General features: G+C 64.8%; 20 protein-coding genes. 13 read left to right on the forward strand and 7 right to left on the reverse strand.

The features are described from left to right. Positions 1-41 precede the first annotated feature (41 nt). The 3 genes from choV to choX form a co-directional block, all read right to left on the reverse strand. Positions 42-1088 (reverse strand): choline ABC transporter ATP-binding protein, encoded by a 1047-nt coding sequence (gene choV / locus DFR52_RS20195; RefSeq protein ID WP_110033838.1) that lies wholly within the window; start codon positions 1086-1088, stop codon positions 42-44. Then, the gene (choW, locus tag DFR52_RS20200; protein ID WP_110033839.1) at positions 1085-1927 is read right to left on the reverse strand and encodes a choline ABC transporter permease subunit; all 843 of its coding nucleotides are present in this window, start codon (positions 1925-1927) and stop codon (positions 1085-1087) included. The genes choV and choW overlap by 4 nt, the downstream gene beginning before the upstream one ends. A 78-nt stretch (positions 1928-2005) precedes the next feature. Further along, complete coding sequence (choX, locus tag DFR52_RS20205) at positions 2006-2935, reverse strand: choline ABC transporter substrate-binding protein (RefSeq protein ID WP_110033840.1); 930 nt, start codon at positions 2933-2935, stop codon at positions 2006-2008. Positions 2936-3104: 169 nt separating this feature from the next. Here choX and DFR52_RS20210 point away from each other — a divergent pair, with 169 nt between their 5' ends. From DFR52_RS20210 to DFR52_RS20250, 9 genes are all read left to right on the forward strand, one after another. Continuing rightward, positions 3105-3686 carry a thymidine kinase gene (locus DFR52_RS20210; RefSeq protein WP_110033841.1) on the forward strand — a complete coding sequence of 194 codons (582 nt, stop codon included), beginning with the start codon at positions 3105-3107 and terminating at the stop codon, positions 3684-3686. A 136-nt stretch (positions 3687-3822) separates the two neighbouring features. Then, a complete protein-coding gene (locus DFR52_RS20215; RefSeq protein WP_170132322.1) occupies positions 3823-4221 on the forward strand; it encodes a c-type cytochrome in 399 nt (132 codons plus the stop codon). Positions 4222-4382: 161 nt separating this feature from the next. Then, a complete protein-coding gene (locus DFR52_RS20220; RefSeq protein ID WP_110033842.1) occupies positions 4383-5471 on the forward strand; it encodes a hypothetical protein in 1089 nt (362 codons plus the stop codon). Between the two features lie 23 nt (positions 5472-5494). Further along, positions 5495-6640: a hypothetical protein gene (locus tag DFR52_RS20225; protein ID WP_110033843.1), complete on the forward strand. Its 1146-nt coding sequence runs from the start codon at positions 5495-5497 to the stop codon at positions 6638-6640. Between the two features lie 4 nt (positions 6641-6644). Continuing rightward, positions 6645-8564 carry an AAA family ATPase gene (locus tag DFR52_RS20230; RefSeq protein WP_110033844.1) on the forward strand — a complete coding sequence of 640 codons (1920 nt, stop codon included), beginning with the start codon at positions 6645-6647 and terminating at the stop codon, positions 8562-8564. Between the two features lie 85 nt (positions 8565-8649). Then, positions 8650-8898: a type II toxin-antitoxin system Phd/YefM family antitoxin gene (locus tag DFR52_RS20235; protein ID WP_110033845.1), complete on the forward strand. Its 249-nt coding sequence runs from the start codon at positions 8650-8652 to the stop codon at positions 8896-8898. A gap of 5 nt (positions 8899-8903) precedes the next feature. After that, entirely contained in the window at positions 8904-9317 is a 414-nt protein-coding gene (locus DFR52_RS20240) for a type II toxin-antitoxin system VapC family toxin (RefSeq protein WP_245415437.1), read from the forward strand. Further along, complete coding sequence (locus DFR52_RS20245) at positions 9314-10615, forward strand: DUF6638 family protein (RefSeq protein WP_110033847.1); 1302 nt, start codon at positions 9314-9316, stop codon at positions 10613-10615. Before DFR52_RS20240 ends, DFR52_RS20245 begins: the two co-directional genes overlap by 4 nt. Beyond that, positions 10608-11705 (forward strand): DUF2333 family protein, encoded by a 1098-nt coding sequence (locus DFR52_RS20250; RefSeq protein WP_110033848.1) that lies wholly within the window; start codon positions 10608-10610, stop codon positions 11703-11705. Before DFR52_RS20245 ends, DFR52_RS20250 begins: the two co-directional genes overlap by 8 nt. 36 nt (positions 11706-11741) lie before the next feature. Here DFR52_RS20250 and DFR52_RS20255 read toward each other — a convergent pair whose 3' ends face one another. The 3 genes from DFR52_RS20255 to DFR52_RS20265 form a co-directional block, all read right to left on the reverse strand. Continuing rightward, positions 11742-12194: a PAS domain-containing protein gene (locus tag DFR52_RS20255; RefSeq protein WP_110033849.1), complete on the reverse strand. Its 453-nt coding sequence runs from the start codon at positions 12192-12194 to the stop codon at positions 11742-11744. A gap of 40 nt (positions 12195-12234) precedes the next feature. Next, entirely contained in the window at positions 12235-12948 is a 714-nt protein-coding gene (locus DFR52_RS20260; RefSeq protein ID WP_110033850.1) for a helix-turn-helix transcriptional regulator, read from the reverse strand. A gap of 213 nt (positions 12949-13161) precedes the next feature. Further along, positions 13162-13623, reverse strand: coding sequence for an Lrp/AsnC ligand binding domain-containing protein (locus DFR52_RS20265; RefSeq protein ID WP_110033851.1), 462 nt, complete (start codon positions 13621-13623; stop codon positions 13162-13164). A 111-nt stretch (positions 13624-13734) separates the two neighbouring features. Here DFR52_RS20265 and putA point away from each other — a divergent pair, with 111 nt between their 5' ends. Continuing rightward, a complete protein-coding gene (gene putA / locus DFR52_RS20270; RefSeq protein ID WP_110033852.1) occupies positions 13735-16851 on the forward strand; it encodes a bifunctional proline dehydrogenase/L-glutamate gamma-semialdehyde dehydrogenase PutA in 3117 nt (1038 codons plus the stop codon). A 29-nt stretch (positions 16852-16880) separates the two neighbouring features. On the opposite strand, the gene DFR52_RS20275 is transcribed toward putA, so the two are convergent. Next, the gene (locus tag DFR52_RS20275; RefSeq protein WP_110033853.1) at positions 16881-17771 is read right to left on the reverse strand and encodes an AraC family transcriptional regulator; all 891 of its coding nucleotides are present in this window, start codon (positions 17769-17771) and stop codon (positions 16881-16883) included. Positions 17772-17904: 133 nt separating this feature from the next. On the opposite strand from DFR52_RS20275, the gene DFR52_RS20280 reads away from it, so the two are divergent. The 3 genes from DFR52_RS20280 (at position 17905) to DFR52_RS20290 (ending at position 23126) form a co-directional block, all read left to right on the forward strand. Continuing rightward, a complete protein-coding gene (locus tag DFR52_RS20280) occupies positions 17905-18660 on the forward strand; it encodes an SDR family NAD(P)-dependent oxidoreductase (RefSeq protein WP_110033854.1) in 756 nt (251 codons plus the stop codon). 230 nt (positions 18661-18890) lie between these two features. After that, complete coding sequence (locus tag DFR52_RS20285) at positions 18891-20570, forward strand: formate--tetrahydrofolate ligase (RefSeq protein ID WP_110033855.1); 1680 nt, start codon at positions 18891-18893, stop codon at positions 20568-20570. A 342-nt stretch (positions 20571-20912) separates the two neighbouring features. Further along, on the forward strand, positions 20913-23126 hold the full coding sequence (locus tag DFR52_RS20290; protein WP_170132323.1) for a TonB-dependent hemoglobin/transferrin/lactoferrin family receptor: 2214 nt from the start codon (positions 20913-20915) through the stop codon (positions 23124-23126). The last annotated feature ends 92 nt before the right edge of the window (positions 23127-23218 follow it).

Below are 23218 nucleotides of genomic sequence, written 5' to 3' on the forward strand. Positions count from 1 at the left end.
GTTGCAGGCGCCGATGCACCTGTTCCGATCGGCGGAAATGATCAGTGACGATGCCGGGTCAAGCCGTTGACAATGTCCTGCGCCGTGATTGACCCGGCGACCACGCCGTTGTCAATGACACCGACCGCGCCAGGTCGTCGCGCCAGCGCGTCCAGCACCTCGGCCAGCGGCGTGTCCAGTTTGACCGATGCCGAGATCGGTGTCTGGCCGCGGGCCTCGTCCGGCTTGCCCGGCGTCATCACGTCGCGCGCCGACAGCATGGCGATCGGGTTCATATTGGCGACGAAATCGGCGACGTAGCGGTTGGACGGATTGTTGACGATCTCGCGCGGAGTGCCGCACTGGACAATGCGGCCGGCTTCCATGATGGCGATGCGGTTGCCGATGCGGAACGCCTCGTCAAGGTCATGACTGACGAAGAGGATGGTCTTGCGAAGGGCCGCCTGGAATTCGAGCAGCTCGTCCTGCAGACGCGCCCGGATCAGCGGATCAAGCGCCGAGAACGGCTCGTCCATCAGCAGGATGGGGGCGCCGGTGGCGAATGCGCGGGCCAGGCCCACGCGCTGCTGCATGCCGCCAGAGAGTTCGCCGACCTTGCGGCCGGACCAGTCGGAAAGGCCCACCAGCTTCAGTTGCTCGGCGACGCGGGCCTTGCGCTCGGGCAGCGGTATGCCCGCGAGTTCGAGGCCGAAGCCGACATTCTCGGCGACCGTGCGCCACGGCAGCAGCGCGAACTGCTGGAACACCATCGAGACATGGTCGGCGCGGAGCTGACGCAGTTCATTGCGGGTGCACGCATAGGGATTGGTCTTCTGAGTGCCGCAGCGCACCTCGACCGTGCCGCGGCGCACCGGGGCCAGTCCGTTGACGGCGCGCAGCAGCGTGGACTTGCCGGAGCCGGACAGGCCCATCAGCACGAGGATCTCGCCTTCCTGCACATCGATCGTGGCGCCGGCGACGCCCAGCACGTCACCGGTGGCGGCGGCGATCTCGTCCCGGGTCGCACCCTTGTCGACGAGGGCCAGCGACTTGACGTGGTCGTCGCCGAAGATGATGTCGACGTCGCGGATCGTCACGGCGGCGGTCATGCCGAATCCTCCCCGGCGGTGCGGAACATGCGGTCAAGCACGATGGCCAGTATGACGATGCAGAGGCCTGCCTCGAAGCCCTTGGCGACATTGACGGTGTTGAGCGCCCGGACCACCGGCACGCCGAGGCCGGACGCGCCCACGAGCGCCGAGATCACCACCATCGACAGCGACAGCATGATGGTCTGGGTCAGGCCGGCCATGATCTGCGGCGCCGCCCAGGGCAGTTCGATCTTGCTGAGCACCTGCCAGCGGGTGGCGCCGAAAGCCTGCGCCGCCTCGACCAACGGCTTCGGCGTGGCGACGATGCCCAGGCGGGTGAGCCTGACCGGTGCGGGAATGGCGAAGACCACCGTGGCGATCAGGCCGGGCACCATGCCGAGGCCGAAGAGGATCAGGGCCGGGATCAGATAGACGAAGGTCGGGATGGTCTGCATCAGGTCGAGCACCGGGCGCAGGCCGGAATAGAGCCAGGCCCGGCGGGCGGCCGCGATGCCGAGCGGCACGCCGATCAGCATGCAGACGGCAGTGGAGGCGATCACCAGCGCCAAGGTCTCGGTGGTCTCTTCCCAGTAGCCCTGGTTGATGATGAACAACAGACCGAGCGCGGTGAGGGCGGCTGGCGCGAGCCTGCGCCGCAGCAGCCAGGAGAGGACGGTGAACACCGCCACGATCACCAGCGGATGCGGTGTCTGCAGGCACCACAGAAGCGCATCGATGAAACTGCCGATGATGCCGGACAGGCCGTCGAAAAACCAGCCGAAGTCGTCGGTAAGCCAGTCGACGAGGACCTTCGCCCATTGTCCGACGGGTATCTGATATCGTTCCAGCCAATCCACTGCGGCTCTTCCTTAAAACGGACATGGGGCGGGCCGCCGACCGTGCGGTGTCGGCCGGCGGCTCGCGAGCTTCGGCGATCAGGCGCCGAGCTTGGCAGCCACGGCAGCGGCGGCGTCGCCGCCGTCGAAGGTGGTCACGCCTTCAAGCCAGGGCTTGACCGCGTCCGGGTTGGCCTTGAGCCAGGCGAGCGCCGCCTTTTCGGGATCTTCGCCCTTGAGGATCTCATCCATGATCTTGTTTTCCATCGACAGCGAGAAGGACAGGTTCTTGATGAACTGGCCCGCATTGGGGCAGTCGCTGGTGTAGCCGGCCCGTACATTGGTGTGCACAGTGGCGGCGCCGAAGCCGGAATCGCCCATGCCGTCGAGATAGGTGATGGCCATTTCGCCCATCACCGGGTGTGGAGTCCAGCCGAGGAAGGCGATCCATTCGTTGTTCTTGATCGCCTTTTCCGCCTGGGTGAGCATGCCGGCTTCCGAGGATTCGACCAGCTTGAAGCCGTCGAGGCCATTGTCCTTGTTGTCGATCATCTCAAGAACAATGCGGTTGCCGTCATTCCCCGGCTCGATGCCGTAGATCTTGGCGTCGAACTTGTCCTTGAACTTGCCGATGTCGGTCAGGCTCTTGACCCCCGCTTCGGCGACATAGGTCGGCACGACGAGGCCATATCCGGCGCCGTCGAGATTCTGGGCAACCGTCTCCACCGACTTGTCGTCGATGAAGGGCTGCACGTCACCGGCCATCGAGGGCATCCAGTTGCCGAGGAAGACGTCGATGTCCTTGTTCTTGAGCGAGGAATAGGTGACGGGAACCGACAGCACCGTGACCTTGGCCTCATAGCCGAGGGCGTCGAGCAGGGTGGAGGCAACAGCCGTGGTCGCCGTGATGTCGGTCCAGCCGACATCGGAGAAGCGCACGGTCTTGCAGGCTTCCGAATCCGCGGCGAAGGACGGCGCGGTGCTGGCCAGCAGCGTGGCAAGGATGGTGAGTGACAGGGTTTTTGTCATTTTGATTTCTCCCAGGATGCAAAATTAGAAACAACCACTGATACGAACCAAACTCAAGCGCTTCTCGGCTTATTTCGGCGGGCGGCCGGCGAAGCAAGCTGTTGAAAGCCTGTTCCCGGGGGTGGCAAAGTGTCGGGCCGATTGCCATTAGAGTGGCGAGGGACCGCACATGGCAAAGCTCTATTTCAGTTACTCGACGATGAATGCCGGCAAGTCGACGCTGCTGCTGCAGGCGTCCTACAACTACCGTGAACGCGGCATGCGCACGGTGCTGTTCATCGCCGCCTTCGACGATCGCGCGGGCCTGGGCCGGATCTCGTCGCGCATCGGTCTTGAGTCGGATGCAATTCCGTTTCGGGCGGACGACGATCTCTTCGCCTCCATCGGCAGCATGCAGGCGGAGAGCGAGATTGCCTGCATCTTCGTCGACGAGGCGCAGTTCCTCACCGAGGCGCAGGTCTGGCAATTGGCCAGGGTGGCGGACCGGCTGTCCATCCCGGTGATGACCTACGGCCTGCGGACGGACTTTCGCGGCCTGCTGTTTCCGGGCTCGCAGGCGCTGCTGGCCATTGCCGACGAGCTGCGCGAGGTGCGCACCATCTGCAAGTGCGGCCGCAAGGCGACCATGGTGGTGCGCACCGACGACAAGGGCAGCGTCATCCATGAGGGAGCCCAGGTCGAGGTGGGCGGCAACGAACGATACATCTCCTATTGCCGGCGGCACTGGGAGGAGGCGATGGGGCGCGACTGACGGTGACCGGAGCGCCGGGCCGCGACATATCGCCTTTCTGCGGCCGAGCGGCGCATTGTCTGCCAATCCGCATTGCCCGGCCGCCAGAGGAAATCGTATGAGATCAAGCTCCAGAATCGCCTCAAGGAGATTGTTCATGTCCAAGTCCCTGTCGTTCATCCTCGGTATGGCACTCAGCGCCGGTCTTGCCCTCACGTCCGCGGCGCGTGCTGACGGCGACGCCGTGGAAGGCGCCAAGGTGTTCAAGAAATGCGCCGCCTGCCACACGGCGAGCGAGCCGAAGAACCGGGTCGGGCCGCACCTGGTCGGCATCGTCGGTCGCGGCGTGGCTTCTGTCGCTGACTACAAGTACTCCAAGGCCATGGCCGATCATACCGCTGAGGTTCCCGTGTGGACCGTCGAGGCACTGGATGCCTATCTGCGCAGCCCCAAGGGCGTGGTGAAGGGCACCAAGATGGCGTTTGCCGGCCTGAAAAAGGACGAGGACGTGGCCAATGTCATCGCCTATCTGACCGATCCCTCCGCCGCCAACTGAGACAGACACAGCCTAAAAGAGGGATCGCCCCGGCAAATGCCGGGGCGATCCCTTTTTTGCATGGGAGAGACTTACCATATGGGCCGGGCCGGTGTTACAAATCTGCCGGGGACCCAAGGGCGCCGAGACATGCGGGGCGCGGCAACACAGAGGATCGTGACATGGCCAGCATCAAGAGCTTCGATGCCGAGATCGAGAAGACAAAGGCGGTGGTCGAGGACATGCGCAGCCGCATAGAACGCTCCGGCGTCGTGCTGGAGGACCTGGCCCAGGCGGACGCGAAGATCGGTGACGCGCAGTTCGACATCGAGAATGCCCGCATCGAGGACGTCCTGCGCCAGCAGCGGGTGATGGAAACCAACATTGCCGACCTGATCATCGGACTCGAGGACGCCACCAATGTCTTCGGCACCGAGTTCGAAAGCATGAAGGGCTATTCGGGGATGGAGAATTTCATCTCGTTCTTCTCCAAGAGCCGGGCGCAGCGCATGCGCACCGACCGTGTGCGCAACATGTCGCTTTCGGGCAACCTGCAGGAACTGCTCGCCAAGTCCGACACCATCGTCGGCATCCTCAAGGACCAGAAGTCGATCCTGGAAAGCCGCTACAAGACGTCGGAAGCAAGCCTGATCAAGGTGATCGAGCGCCGCAAGGCGACCATGGTCAACCTCGAAGCCACCCAGGAGCGGATCGAGACGCTCAATCCCCAGCTGATGGACGTGGAAAACCGCATCGCCGCCTCCACCGACCAGAAGACCCGTACCGACCTCGAATCCGAGCGCTCCCGGCTTGCCACCGAATACAACGAGCGTCAGGCCAAGGAGCAGGAACTGCTGGCCGAGAGCCAGACGCTGGAGCGCTACACTTCGATGTTCCAGACCTTCGTCGATTCCCTCAACAACCAGATCGCCGCGCAGAACACGCTCATCAACAAGCTGACGATCGATACCGAACAGCGGATCGTCCTCTACAAGGCGCTGGAGGATTCGCTCAAGACCGCCGCGCAGCAGGACGTGGCCCACAAGATCAACACGCTGGGCAGCCGCGTCGACACGGCGGCCGAGGAAACCATGGCCGGCATCGGGGCGGCGGCGCAGAAGCACATCGGCGATCTCCTGGAGATGCACGAGAAGAACATGCTCTCGACCCAGGACATCCAGCGCCGCAAGAAGCTCGCCGACGACGCCTTCTCGCGCCGCTTCGCCGAGGTGCTGGCCAAGCACAACTCCGCCAATTATGTCAGCAAATAGGGACGGCGGAGCGGGGTAGGCAGATGCGCGCCGACACCGGTGCAGCCGGGGACTATTTCCGCTCCATGCGCGCCGCTCTCGAGGGGCTGCGGCTCTATCTCGGCGACGAGGCCTCGCCGCTCTACAGCCACGGCCTCGTCGCCGAGGTGGTCGTGCCCTACATCAACCGGCTGTCGGCGACCTTCACAGCCTGGGAAAACCATGTCGGCTTCATGGAGAAGTTCCGCATCTCGCGCGCCGAAAGCGGCTATCCCGTCTATCAGAACGTGCTCGAACTGGAACGCGACAGGGCCGGGGCCGAGGAGCGGCTGGCGGCGATCGCCGGCACCGCGCAGCTGAAGGCCGAAATGGCGGATTTCATCCTGCGGCAGAAGGCGTTTCCCGCCGCGCTCCAGGAGCAGCTGGCCGAGCGGCTCTATCTCGAGCAGGTGCAGGAAGGCGAGGTGTTCGCGCCGTTCATCCTGCCCGAGACGATCAAGGTGTCGGTCAATCCGAAGACCATGCGGCCCTATTACGTCGTGCACTGGGGTGTTTTCGACGGCAGCCAGACCCTGCCGTTGGTCTACATGGCCACCATCGAGGATTCGAGCCCGAAGATCTGCGAGATGCTCGTGACCGCGGATGGCAAGCTCAATCCGGAGGTCGAGATCCCGCTGCCGGTGGAAGGGCTGCTCAATCCGGAGCTGGCGCGCGAATTCGACCTCTCCGTCGAACGCCACGGCAGCTACAATCTCTCGCCCGCCACCATTGCGCAGAACATCGACCGCGACTTTCCCGAGCTGCATCCCAAGCAGTTGCGCCGATTCGTGCTCGGACCGTTCTACTCCGCCGGCATCACCGACAACACCGACCGGGTGACCTCGATCCTGTCCAAGGTGCGCAAGCGCGAGAACGCCTGGGTGCTCTCCTGGACCGTGCAGGAGGTCTATTCAAAAGCGGAGAGGCCTGCCAAGCGCGGGCTCTGGAGTTCGTCGCCGGCGGTGGAAGAATACCACATCGAGACCGATGACCTGGAAGCGGCGCGGCAGGGCGTGAGCGCCTACGAGAAGCATGCGCTGGTGCCGCACGACGCCTATCAGGCGCTCTATGCCGAGGGCGAGACGGCGCGCATTTTCGACGGTTTCAAGGTGCATGTGATTTCCCGCGACCAGGTGATCAGCGAGGTTTGACCCAATGAGCCGAACAGCCGGACTGACGACGATTTCCGAAGACGACATTGCCCGCCACCGCTCGGTGGCGCAGGGAATGGTGACGCGCGTGGTGGTGCTGACGCCCCAGGAGTCGGGGCCATCGACGGCGCTGGCGGGAACCGGGCGGCGCTTCGTCTCCACGGTCTCGACCGGCGGCATGCGGCGCACCCAGGAAGTCGAGCTCGGCAGGACCATCCAGGCGGTGCGGGCAGACGACGCGATGCTGTCGATCCCCCAGCACGCGCTGCTGTTCCGTACAAGGCGGGGCATCGCCGTGGCACTGGCGGTGGCGGAACTGTTTTCCAGGCAAACCGATCTCGAGACGCTGCAGGCGCGCAATCTCGGCAGCCCGCTGCAGGGCGCGGAGGCCGAGCAGTTCAAGCGGCTGCTGTCGGCCGGCGCCTATGTCGCGGCCTTCACGCTTGCGGCCTATCTGCTGCAGACCATCGACGGCGAGAGCGAGCCCGCCGACGACACGGCCGAGCCGGACTTTCAGTTCGACACGCCGCAGGATGCGCTGAAGGCGCTGGTGGCGGGGCTTGACCGGGCGATATCGGGCTGCGCCGACGAGTCGACGATGACGGCGCGGGCCCGGGCGTTCGCACGCGAGGCGATCGAGGGGCTGATCTCGCGGCGGGCGCGCTTCGAGGCGCTCACAGATTTCGGCCAGGCCCATATCCGGCTCGACAGCGACAATTTCACCCTCGACGGCTTCGACGTGGCGCCGGGGCAGCGCCGCAAGCCGCTGGAAATGAGCTTCAAGAAGCCCAACGAGATCATCGGCAACCATCTCGCCAAGCACCATGCGATGCGGCTGGCGCGGATGATCGTGGCCTATGATTTCGAGCGGCAGTTGAACCCGTTCGTCGAGCTCGGCGGCTTCCTGTTCACCTTCATCGGCGACGGTCAGCCCGGCACCGGCAAGACCATCCTGATCCAGATGCTGGCGGGGCTGATCAACGACTACTGCCAGATGGCGGGCTATCCGTTCCACTACGAGAATTTCGGCGTCGACCAGATCTCCTCCTACCAGGGCAAGTCGGGGCAGAACTGCAAGGCCTTCGTCGACAATGTGCTCAACCCGCGCGCCATCGGCTTCGGCACCATCGACGACATCGACCAGGTCGCCGCCAAGCGGTCGGACGACCGCGCCTCGGCCGGACAGCAGGAAGTCACGGCGGTGCTGATGGAAAGCTTCGCCGGCGCATCGACCATCGTGCGCGGCAACTGCACCTTCGGCATGTTTTCCAACTATCCGGAGAATGTCGACGACGCGCTCAGGCAGCGCGCCGGCGCCCGCTGGCTGGTCGACGGGCCGCAGAGCGAGGACGATTACATCGACATCTTCGCGCTGCTTGCCGGCAAGAACCATTCGATCCCGCTTGGCGAGCACAAGCTGTTTGCCGGCCAGGAGATCAAGCAGGCGGTGGCGCGCTCCTATGACGGCCACGACCGGCCGGCGGAGGAGGGGCTCGCCGCGGTCTGGGAGCACTTCACCAAGGCCAACGGCGAGGTGCGTTCGATCCGCGACATCGGCGTCTATCTGCACATGATCAAAGAGGCCGAGCCGCGGTTCACTGGCCGGGCGATCAAGAACATCACCGACGCCATCAAGATGCGCTCGATGGACATCGACCTTCCCGACGAATGGTTCGAGACGCCGGAGCCGTTCCTGCGCAAGACCTACGACGAGAAGACGGCGATGATCTCGGAGCTGCGCCAGCCGTTCTCGATCGAGATGGTGCTGCAGGAGATCAACCGCTACGCCGATTCCGAGTTCCGCTACACCGACCGCTCCGACGCCACGGCGGTGGAGGAGATCATCCGCCGCGAACGGCAGCGCGAACGGGCCATCGGCGAGATCGAGGCGCTGAAGCAAAGCGGGCGTTGGGGGGTGACTTGAGCATTGTTCCGACATTGCACCGCAATTGAATTTCGTCCCGGCAGAGCCTATATTCTAGCCACACTGGCCATAATTGGAGACCGTCATGGATGAGGTCGGCATTCTGCAGGCGCGCAACAATCTCAGCGCACTTATCGAGCGCGTCGAGCGCGGCGAGGAAGTGACCATCACCCGCCATGGCAAGCCCGTGGCGAAACTGGTATCTGCCGACAATGACGATGAGCGCAAGGCCCGCGTGCGCGCGGCGATCGGTTGGATCCGCAGCAACCGGGCAGGCAATTCGTTGCGCGGTGCATCGATCAAAGAGATGATCGAGGAAGGTCGGCGGTCTTGAGCTTCGTGGTCGATGCCTCGGTGATGCTTGCCTGGCAGTTCCCGGATGAAGCATCCGAAGCCGTCGACGAGGTGGCCGAGATGTTCATCGACCAGACGGCCTGGGTCCCGGCCCATTGGCATGCCGAGATTGCCAACGGATTTGCGGTGGCAGTGCGGCGAAAACGGCTGACGCCGGATTACAGGCACGGCGCGCTGATGCGGATATCCGACCTACCGATCGAAACCGATCAGGAGAGCACGAAGGCGCTGTGGAATGAAACCCAGCTTCTCTGCGACGACTGTCAGCTCAGCGCCTATGACGCGGCCTATCTGGAGCTTGCCCGCAGGCGGCGTATTCCCCTGGCGACGCTCGACACTGCGATGGTTCGCGCAGCCGGCGAGTTGGGCATTTCCCTCATCGGCAGGCGGTCCGCATGAAACGTCTTCGCGACAACGAGCTGATCTATGGCCGCCTGCTGACGGTCGATGAGCCGCATCTGATCGCGCGCTACAACAAGGCACTCAAGGCGCTGGGCACGCCGGAGACGAAGCTTGCGAGCTTCGGCATCGACATGACCGGGTTCTCGCCCGAGATCGCCGAGGAACTGGGCGACCAGCAGTATCTGGACCCCAACGGCGTCAACCGGCGCTTCATCCTGCTCACCCCCGACCAGGAAGAGCTGCCGGTGGTCCACACCCAGTTCTCCAACACCGCCGGGCTGATGCACGAGTTCTTCGAGGGCAACCGGCGCGCCATCTCCGCCGTCACCATCCGCGACGCGCTCTATGGCGAGATCGAGGATCCGGTGAGCGAGGTGCGCGACATCGAGGACCTGCTGCTGATCGACCAGGTCAATTTCCGCGTGGTGTCGGCCGAGGACATCCTCGGCAAGGCAGCCGAGCTGCGGACGCTGATCGACCGGCTGACCGGACCGGGCGACACCTGGCGCGACGATGCGGCGCTCAACCGGATGGTCGACCTCGCCAGGGAGACCGGCGACATCCGCCAGAACGCCCTAGTCCCCGACAAGCTGGTGTTCCCGCATCTGTCCTTCTGGGCCAATCATTTCGGCGGCGCCTTTCTGTTTCGCGACGACCGATCGGTGACCGTCATCTGCGACAGCGGCGCACCCGGATTCCGCCGCTCGCGGCCCTGGGAAGTGAGCTACATCGACATCCGCGACCGGGAACGGATCTTCGAATTCCTCTCCTCGACCGGGCGGCTGCAGCTGCCCCGCGCCTCCTGGGTGCAGGCGTCGGGCCTGCTCGCCCACCGCGCCGAGATGGCCGTGCTGGAGATCATCCGCCGCGTCGATCCGGCCGTCGACCTCGGCCATATCGATCCGGTCTGGCTGCAGACCTGGATGCACCGCAATGCGAGCCTCATCGCCGAGGACGGCATCTATCCCTTCCTGCAGGAATCGCTGCGCGAGATCATGCTCAACGGCCAGATCAGGATGCGCGAGGTGCGCGGCGACCGGCGGCTGCTGCTCGTGCGCGCCGAACCGGGACACCAGGACAAGTGGCTTGTCGGCCGGCTTCTGGCGCAGATGATGCCGTTTGATTTCGTCAGCCGCTTCGTCTTCGACAAGCAGGGTTTTTACGAGAGCTACAATTCCTATTCCGAAACCTACCGCGCCCATGTTGTGGATTCGCTCACAAACACTTACCTCAGGGACAAGGCGGCGCTCAGGGCGCGGTTGTTCGGCATAGAAGGAACCCGAGACGATGCTTGATTCAGTCACCGCTTTCTTCGAGCGCATCTTCAATGCCATCGGCCGCTTCATCGGCATGGTGATCGCCGGGATTCTCTTTCCGTTCGTCACCATGGGCCGCTGGTACCGGCAGCGCGGCTTCATCCTGAAGGCGGTGCTCGGCGCCATCGTGGTCATGGTGATCGGGCTCTACGGCTATTTCTTCTGGCAGACGCAGGTCTGGACCAATTTCAATCCGGCCTATGCCCAGGCCTACACAAAGGCCAAGGATGCGCCTGGCGTCGAGGTGGCCGGCGGCAAATGTGCAACCTCCGGGCTGGTGCAGGCCACGGCCGACCTCATCAACTTCAACGTCGACGAGAATGCCTGGATCTCGTCGATGGTGCTCTACAAGATGGGCTTCTTCGGCATCGACTGGGACCACACGCCGTTCTTCGACAACAAGGCCTCGTTCCAGCGCGGCGTCAACCAGGCCATCCGGCGCACCACCGTCGAACTGGTCGACACGCTCGGACGCGTGCGCGGCACCAGCCAGGTCGACGGCAATCTGCAGAGCGCCCGCGGCAACACCCAGTTTGACGAGAGCACCTGGTATTTCAGCTTCAGCCCCTTCGGTCCGAAAACGCCGACGCCGGCCTTCTATCGGGCGGCCGCCCGGGATCTGGTCAAATACAACGAGAGCCTGGCCAACTGCACGTCGATCTTCGATGCGCGCACCGACAACCTGATTCAGTTCATCGACCGCATTGCCGCCGATGTCGGCTCGACCTCGGCGATCCTGCGGGACCGTTCCGAGAACTACAATGCCGGCTGGTTCGACACCCGCGCCGACGACCGCTTCTGGTTCGCCTTCGGCCAGCTCTATGGCTACTACGGCATCCTGGTGGCCGCCCGCGGCGACTTTCAGGAGGTGATCAACCAGAAGAATCTGGCCCAGCTCTGGGCGACGATGGAGCAGCAGCTGGCGGCGGCCCTGAAGATCCAGCCCTTCATCATATCGAACGGCAACGAGAGCGGCTGGATCATGCCCACGCATCTGGCGACGATGGGATTTTATGTGCTGCGGTTCCGATCCAACCTGGTGGAGGTTCGGGCGATCCTTGACCGCTGACAGCTCCGCCCCGGCAGCCCGCATCGCTTCCGCGCGCTACTTGCGCTCGTAGATCCCGACCATCGGCACCTGCTCGTGGAACTCCTCGAACAGGCCGAAGATTTCCTCGCGACCGCTTGCCGTGCGGCGGTAGCGGCCGACGGAGCGGACATACTTGTAGCCCTCGGCCGCCTTGAGGCGCAGGATGTAGTGGTATCCGGTCTTGTCGGCTGCCGCCCGTTCGAACAGTTCAAGCATGTAGGGCAGGTCGTCGGGGTGCACGGCGGCGTTGGCGCGGAACAGGTTCACCGGTCCGGCTGAGTAGTCCATCTCGTAGATTTCGTAGATATCCCTCGACCAGAACACATGCCCGGTGTCGAGCTCGGACCGCCAGAAGCCGAAGCGCTGATGGGCGGTGACAAGGTTGATGGCCTCGATCGCGGTGATGCCCAACTGGTCGAGATCCGGCGGCGGACGCGAGGGTGCGGAAAATTCGAATCTGACGACCACTCGTGTGCCTCCTTGATCCAGAATTCGCGTTGGCGGCCGGTCAGCTGATCAGGCGCAACCGCATCGCCTTGGCGACGAGCTGCGTCCGGTTGACGCAATCAAGCTTGCGCATAGCCGTGTTCATGTAGGTGTTGACGGTGTGGTCGGACAGCGACAGGATCGCGGCGATCTCGACCGACGTCTTTCCGTTGGCGGCCCAGTGGAGCACTTCCAGCTCGCGGCCGGTCAGGTTGCTGGCCGGGGGGCCGGCCGGGTTCTTGAGGGTGCAGTAGATCGCGTAGGCATGCACCACCAGCATGCCCAGCTGCGAAATTTCAAGCTGGGTCAGCGGCGGCCGATCACCGTCGAATCCGATCGCTGCGCGCGAGCCGTCGACGCCGTGGACAGGAAAAAACACCCCCATGCTGATGTGGTGGCGTCGAAACAGCTCCCGCATCGGCTCGTTCTCGATCGCGGGCCGGCCGGAGGTGATATCATCCAGCGACCAGACGGTCGGAATGGTCGTCCGGCGCAGATTGCCGAAGATCAGGGAGTTCTTCAGCAGACCCTGACGGTCATACTCCTCCAGGAAGCCCTTGGGCATGTTGGACAGGCTAATCCGCGGCTGAAGCCGCTCGTCGGAGACCGACGGAACATCGACGATCATGAACCCGGCCAGGCCATATTCCCTGGCGGTCCTGTGCAGGTAGGCAGCCAGGTCCACTTCAGACTGAATGTTTGCCAAGGCATCGAATAGGTCGTTGTCGCCGGTCATCACGTGCGTTCGCTGCCTTTCGAGCTTTCATGCGGGCCGCGCTATGTACGGCTCTAGGGACCCAAAATGAAAGGGCCAAGGTGGCAAAAGCCTGTTGTCGGGCTACCGTGGAGTCGGTTTATGATGACCAAATGGTTACTACAGCTGACGTAACGTCAGCCCGATCCGCAAGTTTGTCAATATGAGCATGTCCTCCCTGTGACCGGGCTGGCGTCAGACCGGCAGCCTGGCTGTGCTCTTGACCTCCTCCATGACCGCATAGGTGTGGGTTTCCCGCACCCCCGGCAGCGACAGGATGACGTCGGACAGGAAGGTCCGATAGGCCTCCATGCCCTTCACCCGCGCCTTGACCAGATAGTCGAAGCCGCCGGCGACCATATGGCACTCCATCACGTCCGGAGACCGGCGCACGGCTGCCGCGAAGGCATCGAAGACATCGCCCGTGGTGCGGTCGAGCTTGACCTCGACATAGACGAGCAAGCCGCGGCCGAGCTTTTCCGGCGAGAGCCGTGCATGATAGCCCAGGATGTAGCCCTCGCGGGTCAGGCGCTTGAGCCGCTCGGCGGTGGCGGTCGGCGAAAGACTGATCTTCTCGGCCAGTTGCAGATTGGTCAGCCGGCCGTCATCCTGCATGGCGGCAAGGATCTTTCGATCGATACGGTCGATTTCCTTCATACATCACCACGAAATGCCGAATTTGTCGGGAATAACACCGCTCTGGTTAGTCAGTATGGTGAGAAACACCGCAAATCAAGCGCTATGAGTGGGGCGCCAAGGGAGAACGTCATGTCAACCATCGCCGCTGCAGCACCTCACGCCTTTCATGCCCCGCACGCACCGGACGACGATGACCTGATCCGGGACTTCGCCGGCCGGCTGCAGTTCAGCGTCAGCCAGGAAAAGGCGATCGACGCGCGGGCCGCGCGGATGATCGAAGCGATCCGGGACGACTCCGGCTCGATGGGCGGTGTCGAGGACTTTCTGCGCGAATACGGCCTTTCCACACGCGAGGGCCTGGCGCTGATGGTGCTCGCCGAGGCGCTGCTCCGCGTGCCCGACGCGCTCACCCAGGACAAGCTGATCGAGGACAAGCTCAAGGAAGGCAACTGGAGCAACCACGAGGCCCATGGCGACACCTGGTTCGTCTCGGCCTCGGCCTGGGCGCTGGCGATGTCGGCGCGGGTGATCCGCCCGGGCGAGACCCCCGAAGGCGTGATGCGCGGACTTGTCAAGCGCATGGGCATGCCGACGGTCCGCACCGCGACCCGTCAGGCGATGCGTTTCCTCGGCCATCATTTCGTGCTCGGCGAGACCATTGAGGACGCCCTCGGCCGCGCGGCCAAGAATGAGGCGCGCGGCTACCGCCATTCCTTCGACATGCTGGGCGAAGGGGCCCGCACGCGGGCCGACGCGGCGCACTATTTCAAATCCTACGCCGACGCCATTGCCGCCATCGGCAAGGCGGCAGACCGTCCGGCCGGCGCGCGCAAGCTGCCCGACAGGCCCGGCATTTCGGTCAAGCTCTCCGCACTGCATCCGCGCTATCTGCCGACCCATCGCGACCAGGTGCTGCGCGAGCTGGTTCCCGACGTCCTGAAGCTGGCTCAGATGGCCCGCAAGCATGACCTCAACTTCACCATCGACGCCGAGGAAGTCGACCGGCTGGAGTTGTCGCTCGATGTCATCGACAGGGTCTTTGCCGACCCGTCGCTCGATGGCTGGGACGGGTTCGGCCTGGCCATCCAGGCCTACCAGAAGCGGGCACCGCAGGTGATCGAGCACATCGCCGCCCTCTGCAGGGCGCTCAAGCGGCGGATGATGGTGCGGCTGGTGAAGGGTGCCTATTGGGACACAGAGATCAAGCGGGCGCAGGAGCGAGGTCTCGACGGCTACGGCGTGTTCACGCGCAAGGCCGCCACAGACATGAGCTACCTCGCCTGCGCGCGGCAGATGCTGGATCTGCGCGACGTGCTGTTTCCGCAGTTCGCCACCCACAACGCTCTGACGGTCGCCACCATCATGGAGATGTCGGGCGACCGCGACGGCTTCGAATTCCAGCGCCTCCACGGCATGGGCGAGGTGCTCTATGAAAGCCTGATGAAGGGCAACGACCCCGTCGCCTGCCGCATCTACGCGCCGGTCGGAGGCTATCGCGACCTGCTTGCCTATCTGGTGCGGCGGCTTTTGGAAAACGGCGCCAATTCGTCGTTCGTCGCCGTCGCCGGCGACCGCAGCATTCCGATTGCCAGCCTGCTCGAGCGTCCGGCCGAGAAGCTCGGCCTCGACCAGGGCCACTCCGCCCGCAACAGCCGGATTCCTGCGCCGGGGGCACTCTACCCGGACCGGGCCAATTCCTCCGGCGTCGAATTCGGCGACCGGCGGGCGCTCGCCGCTCTGGTCGCGGGCATGGGCAAGGCGGTTGCGCAGGTCGACGCGGTGCCGCTGGCCCCGGGGGTGACGGCGTCGTCGCCGTCGCGCGACGTGGTCTCGCCGCACGATCCCAGCCAGATCGTCGGCACCGTGCGGGTGGCGACCTCCGCCGATGTCGACACCGCGGTGGCCACCGCGCGCAAGGGATTTGCCGCCTGGTCGCGGACCCCGGCGATGGCTCGCGGCGCCATGCTGGAGAAGGCCGCCGACCTGCTGGAGGCCGACCGAGATCGTTTCCTGTCTCTGCTCTCGCGCGAGGCGGGCAAGACCATCGATGACGGCCTGTCCGAGATCCGCGAAGCGGTGGATTTCCTGCGCTACTACGCGGCGCGGGGCCGCGAGATGTTCTCGGAGATGGTGCCGATGCCCGGCCCTACGGGCGAGGACAACCGCCTCGGCTGGCGTGGCCGCGGCGTGTTTGCCTGCATCTCGCCGTGGAATTTCCCGCTGGCGATCTTCCTGGGTCAGGTCTCGGCGGCGCTGGCGGCCGGCAACGCAGTCATCGCCAAGCCGGCCGAGCAGACGCCGCTGGTGGCGCACGAGGCGATCCGGCTGCTTCACGCCGCCGGCGTGCCTGCCGATGTGCTCATCTGCCTGCCGGGCGAGGGCGATGTCGGCGCGGCGCTGACCCGCCACCCGCGCATCGCCGGCGTCGCCTTTACCGGCTCGACCGAGACCGCCCGCGCCATCAACCGGACGCTGGCGGCCAAGGACGGCCCGATCGTGCCGCTGATCGCCGAGACCGGCGGCCTCAATGCGATGATCGTCGATGCCACGGCGCTGTCCGAACAGGTGGCCGACGACGTGGTGATGTCGGCCTTCCGCTCGGCCGGCCAGCGCTGCTCGGCGCTCCGCCTGCTGTTCCTGCAGGACGAGGTGGCCGACCAGATGCTCAAGATGATCGAGGGCGCGGCGCGGGAGCTTGTTCTCGGCGATCCTGCCCTGGTTTCGACCGATATCGGCCCGGTGATCGACCAAGCGCAGCGCACGATGCTGGCCGAGCATGTCGAGGCGATGCGGGCGACCCAGACCGTCCGCTATCAGGGCGAGGCGCCGTCCGCCGGCCTGTTCTTTGCGCCGACCATCGTCGAGCTCAAGGATGCCGCATCGCTGCAGAAGGAGATCTTCGGGCCGGTGCTGCATGTGGTGCGCTGGAAGGCGAAGGAGCTCGACAAGGTGCTCGAAGCGATCGACGCCACCGGCTTCGGCCTGACGCTCGGCGTGCACACCCGCATCGAGGCGCATGTGCGCAAGGTGGTCGACCGGCTCGACGCCGGCAATGTCTATGTCAACCGCAACATCATCGGCGCCGTCGTCGGCACCCAGCCCTTCGGCGGATCGGGGTTGTCGGGTACCGGCTTCAAGGCCGGCGGGCCGCACTATCTGATGCGCTTTGCCCAGGAGCAGGTGGTCTCGGTCAACACCGCGGCCGCCGGCGGCAATGCCAGCCTGATTGCGATGGGGGACGGCTGAGGATTCTCTCTTGCGTGATCGGCATGCGGTCAGGCGGTCAGTTCGGCCTGCTGGCGTGTCGTGTGGGCGTCGCGGGCGGGGGGACTGCCGAACATCCGGCCGTATTCGCGGTTGAACTGCGACACGCTTTCGTAGCCGACTGCAAAGGCGGCGCTGCTGGCCGTCATGCCTTGCGATATCATCAGCCGCCGCGCCTCGATCAGGCGCATCTGCTTTTGGAACTGCAGCGGCGATAGCGAGGTGACGGCGCGAAAATGCTGGTGGAAGGATGAAGGGCTCATGCCGGCCTGCGCTGCCAGCTGCTCGACGCGCAGCGGCCGTGCATAATCGGCCCGCAGCAGCGCCACCGTGCGCGCCACCTTCTGGCTGTGGCCGTCGGGCCAGCCGAGACGGCGGATATCGGCGCCGTGGCGGCCGGCCAGCAGCCAGTAGTGGAATTCGCGGATATGCTGGGCCTGCAGCACCGGCAGCGATGCCGGGCGATCGAGCAACTGCATCAGCCGCAGGGCGGCATCGGCGACATCGGCCTCGGTCGGATCGACGCGCACCGGCGGGGCGGACACCGGCGATGGCCGCATCTGCAGCGACAATTCGGCGATCACTGCAGCATCGAGCTCCAGCACGAAGGAGACATAGGGTTCCGCCACGCTGGCGCGGGTGATCTGGCTGACCGTCGGCACGTCGGCGGTGATCAGCAGGCTGTCGCCGGCGCCGAAGGCGAAGGTTTGCGTGCCCATGGTCACCTGCTTGCCGCCCTGCAGCACCAGGCATACGAGCGGCCGCGAGACGGCGCAGTCGAGACCGCTCGGCGTGGTCGAATGCACGATGGTCAGACCGGGCAGCGGCGTCTCGATCGTTCCGTCGGGGCTGGAATGGGTCTCGGCGTGGTGGAGGGCGGCGGCAATCAGGGTTTTGGTCATGCCGCGATGCTAGCCGATATGCTGTCCTGACGGAACGGGTCTGGAGGAATAGGCAAAAATCGCCACGGTTTCGGCAACGACGGTTCTGGTCGGCGGGCGCTATCACTCGGCCTGCACACAACAGGAGTTTCCAATGACCAAGATCGCCCTCGTGACCGGTGGCAGCCGTGGCCTCGGCCGCAACACCGCCCTCAATATCGCCCGCCATGGCGGAGACGTCGTCCTCACCTATCACAGCCGCGCCGATGCCGCCGATGCCGTCGTCGCCGAAATCGCGGCCCTCGGTCGCAAGGCCGTGGCCCTGCGGCTCGACACCGGCGCCACCGACCAATTTCCCGGCTTCTGCACAGAGCTGCGGGCTGTGCTCAAGGACACCTGGCAGCGCGAGAGCTTCGACCACCTTGTCAACAATGCCGGCCATGGCGACACTGCGCTGATTGCCGAGACCACCGAGGCGCAGTTCGACGCGCTGGTCAATGTCCACTTCAAGGGCGTGTTCTTCCTCACCCAGGCGCTGCTGCCGCTGATCGCCGATGGTGGCCGCATCGTCAACCTCTCATCGGGTCTGGTGAGGGTCTCGGCTCCGGGTTGGGCGGCCTATGCGGCGGTCAAGGGCGCAGTCGAAGTGCTGACCCTCTACATGGCCAAGGAACTGGGCGCGCGCGGCATTGCCGTCAACACGGTGGCGCCCGGCGCGATCGAGACCGACTTCTTCGGCGGTGCCGTGCGCGATACGCCGGCCTTCAACGCCTTCTTCGCGGAGATGACCGCACTTGGGCGCGTCGGCCTGCCGGATGATATCGGCCCGATGATCGCCAGCCTGCTGTCGGACGACAATCGCTGGGTCAACGCCCAACGGATCGAGGTGTCCGGCGGACAGGGCATCTAGCATCGGCGACGGTCGGGCGGCGCGCACCCTTCTCCGGGGGGCTGTGTCGCCGGCGCGGCCGGCGGCGGCAACGCCGGTCCGATCGCGGTGGAGCGGCTGAGCGCGGCGCGGCCCCGCATCGCATTTCGTCCGGTCCGTGTCATCTTGGATATGGCATTGCGCCGCATTTCGGGTTCTATTCGCTGTCACTAATCCGCCGGGAGGGCGAAAGCAGGGAAGGGAACGACGACATGGCCGACTTCACATCCGATATCGCGATTGCGCGAGCCGCCAGCAAGAAGCCGATCATGGAGATCGGGGCGAGGCTCGGCATTCCGTCCGAGCATCTGCTGCCCTATGGCCATGACAAGGCCAAGGTCTCCGCCGAGTTCATTGCCGCCAGCAAGGGCGGCAGGGACGGCAAGCTGATCCTGGTCACGGCGATCAATCCGACACCGGCGGGCGAGGGCAAGACCACCACCACGGTCGGCCTCGGCGACGGGCTCAACCGCATCGGCAAGAAGGCGATGATCTGCATCCGCGAAGCCTCGCTGGGGCCGAATTTCGGCATCAAGGGCGGGGCCGCCGGCGGCGGCTTTTCGCAAGTGGTGCCGATGGAGGACATGAACCTGCATTTCACCGGCGACTTCCACGCCATCACCACGGCGCACAATCTGCTTGCGGCGCTGATCGACAACCACATCTACTGGGGCAACGAGCTCAATATCGACATCCGCCGCATCGCCTGGCGCCGGGTGATGGACATGAACGACCGGGCGCTGCGCGCCATCACCTGCTCGCTCGGCGGTGTTGCCAACGGATTTCCGCGCGAGACCGGTTTTGACATCACGGTCGCCTCGGAAGTGATGGCAATCCTTTGTCTTGCGACCGATCTGAAGGATCTCGAAAAGCGGCTCGGCAACATCATCGTCGGCTATCGCCGCGACAGGAGCCCGGTGTTTGCCCGCGACCTCAAGGCCGACGGCGCCATGACGGTGCTGCTCAGGGACGCCATGCAGCCGAACCTGGTGCAGACGCTGGAAAACAATCCGGCCTTCGTGCATGGCGGCCCGTTTGCCAACATCGCGCACGGCTGCAATTCGGTGGTGGCGACGACGACGGCGCTCAAGCTTGCCGATTACGTGGTGACAGAGGCCGGCTTCGGCGCCGACCTGGGGGCGGAGAAATTCTTCGACATCAAATGCCGCAAGGCGGGGTTGAAGCCCGACGCCGCGGTGATCGTCGCCACGGTGCGGGCGATGAAAATGAATGGCGGCGTCAAGAAGGACGACCTTGCAGCCGAGAACATCGACGCCGTGCGCAAGGGCTGCGCCAATCTCGGCCGCCACGTCCAGAACGTGAAGAAGTTCGGCGTGCCGGTGGTGGTGGCGATCAACCATTTCGTCTCCGACACCGAGGCCGAGATCCAGGCGGTGAAGGACTATGTCGCCACGCTCGGCGCCGAGGCGATCCTGTGCAGGCACTGGGCGCAGGGCTCGGCGGGCATCGAGGATCTGGCGCGCAAGGTGGTGGAACTGGCCGAATCCGGCCAGGCGCAGTTCGCGCCGCTCTATCCCGACGACATGAAGCTGATCGAAAAGATCGAGACGATCGCCACCGAGATCTACCATGCCGGCGAGGTGATCGCCGACAAGTCGGTGCGCGACCAGCTCCGGCAGTGGGAGGAACAGGGCTACGGCCATCTCCCGATCTGCATGGCCAAGACGCAGTATTCGTTCTCGACCGATCCGCATCTGCGCGGCGCGCCCACCGGCCACACCGTGCCCGTGCGCGAGGTGCGGCTGTCGGCGGGCGCCGGCTTCATCGTCGTCATCACCGGCGAGATCATGACCATGCCGGGCCTGCCGCGGACCCCGTCCTCGGAAAAGATCTTCATCAACGACCAGGGGCAGATCGAAGGCCTGTTCTAGCAACAGCCCGCGGGCGGGATCGAAACCGCCGGAGCGGCAGCTGGTCGTCTTGCCAGGCGGTCGGCGCGGAAAGCCGTTGGCGACAAGGACGGCAGCCCCGCCGTCCGGCTGCAACAGCCGCGGCGACCGGCCGGGCTTTCCGTGTCCGGGCCGACACAGGCGAGACCGCGCTGGTTCAGAACCGTGGCAATCGCCCGATTATATCTTGACTTGATTTATCATGTTTTATATGTGGCAGAAACAAGGCGTCCCAAGCGCCCGATGTACCTCGTAAAACCAGCCAGCCATTCGGGAAGTCGTTTCCCCGCAGCCAGCCAGAGACCCTTTGAAAGGATCCCGAACATGGTTGCCGGACGATTCCGCGACGTCTTGCTGGCTGGCAGTGCGCTTGCCGTTTTCACATTGGTATCACCAGCCCAGGCGCAGCAGAGCGACGGCGCGGCTTCGACCACGGAACTGGAGCGGCTTGTCGTGTCGGGCGGCGGCGAAACCAAGGGAGTGGCCGACACGCCGCTGGCGACGGAGACGACCGCAGAGCAGATCGAGGATGCCCAGATCACCAGCATCGAGGAACTGGGCCGGGCGCTCGAGCCGGGCGTCAACTTCAACAGCGCCAATGGCAGCGTCAACATCCGCGGCCTCGACGGTCCCAGGGTGCTCACCACCATTGACGGCATTCCCATTCCCTATCTCGAAGATGGCGCCCGCGGCGCGGATGGCGGCATCAACAGCTTCGACTTCAATTCGCTCGACGCCATCAACATCGTGCGCGGCGGCGATTCGAGCCGTGGCGGCTCTGGTGCGCTCGGCGGCGCGATGGTGCTGGGGACCCTCGAGCCGGAAGACCTGATCGAGGAGGGCCGCAACTCGGGCGGCTACGTGAAATCCATTTTCGACAGCAAGGACATGAGCATCGGCGGATTTGCCGGCGTCGCGGCGCGCATGGGCGACACCTCCGTGCTGTTTCAGGGCGGCTACCGGGTCGGCGGCGAGACCGAGAGCAACGGCGAAACCGGCGGCTACGGACCGACGCGGACGGAGGCCAATCCGGCCGACTACGATGAGAACAATCTGCTGTTCAAGATCCGCCAGGCTACGGCGGCCGGCCACACATTCGGCCTCACTGGCGAGCGTTACGACATCCAGAAGGATACGGACCTGATGTCCGAGCAGACGCCAGCGGGCAACTATCGGCCCGGAAACTGGTCGGGCTTCGAGGGCACGAGGCGGGAACGGCTGTCGTTCGACTACGATTACAATGCGGTCGATGACACGTCCGTCTTCGACACGGCCAGCGCCGTGCTCTACTGGCAGCGGCTCGGCCGGTCGAGCGGCAATGACGGCCATCGCTACACGTCCGTCGTCGGCGACTATTCGCGCCTGAGCGAAGTCACCAATGACTCGTATGGGCTGTCGGGTTTCGGGGAGAAGACGCTGGAACTCGGCGCACTGAGCCACAGGTTCACGATTGGCGGCAATTTTGCCACCGGGACGACGTCGCAGTATACGTCCGGCGAGGATTCCTGCGATGAGGCGCCAAGCTTCTCGTGCAATTTCCTGCACACCAACCAGTCCGACATGCCGGATGTCGATTCCACCCAGGCCGGCATCTTCATCGATGACGAGATCAGCATCGGCGGCAGCGGGTTCTCGCTGACCCCGGGCCTGCGCTACGACTGGTACGAGCACTCGCCCAAAGACACTCCGGCCTACCAGGTGAATCCGAACTATGCCGGCCTGCCGGATGGCCAGAGCGAGGGTCAGCTGTCGCCCAAGCTGCTCGGCAAGTACGAGGTCACGCCGGAATTCGATGTCTTCGCCCAGTGGGCGATGGCCTTCCGCGCGCCGACGCCTTCGGAACTCTATCTCGATTACGGCGCCCCCGGAACCTATCTGAGCATCGGCAATCCGGACCTGAAGCCCGAATCCAGCAACGGCTTCGAGATCGGCGCCAGCTACGACAACGGTACTTTGAGGGGGCGGGCCACTGGCTTCTACAACCGCTACCAGGACTTCATCGACACGCGCAGCCTCTCGGCGGACGAGCAGGCCGACCTCGGCATCACACCCGGCACCTATCCCTTCGGCGTGACCCAGAGCATCAACCGCGCCAATGTCGAGATCTATGGCGCCGAGTTCAGCCTGGAGAAGACCTTCGACAGCGGCTTCATCCTGCACGGCGGGCTGGCCTATGCACGCGGCATCGACACCGACACCCGCGAGGTGCTGGGGTCCGTGGCGCCGCTCAAGGCGGTCCTCGGCGCCGGCTACGCCACCGAGACCTGGGGCGCCAATGTCAACTGGATCGGGGTTGCCGGAGTTTCCGAAAACTCGACAGCCAACTACAAGGCATCGAGCTACAGCATCGTCGACACCACCGCCTGGTGGAGGCCGGCCCAGCTCAAGGGCTTGAGCGTCCAGGCGGGGATCTACAACATCTTCGACGAGACCTACTACGACGCCGTCAGCCTGCGCGACGTGTCGATGACCCAGCCGGAGGCTTTCTATTCCGAGCCGGGCCGGACCTTCAAGCTGTCCATCACCCAGCGGTTCTGACCGATGGTTTCCCGCGCCAGTCGCAGTGGCCGGCGCGGGCCTCTCGCCAACTCCGCAAGACCCACCTGGCGTTTGCGCTGGGGCACGTGACA

Source organism: Hoeflea marina (assembly GCF_003182275.1).
Classification (GTDB): Bacteria; Pseudomonadota; Alphaproteobacteria; order Rhizobiales; family Rhizobiaceae; genus Hoeflea; species Hoeflea marina.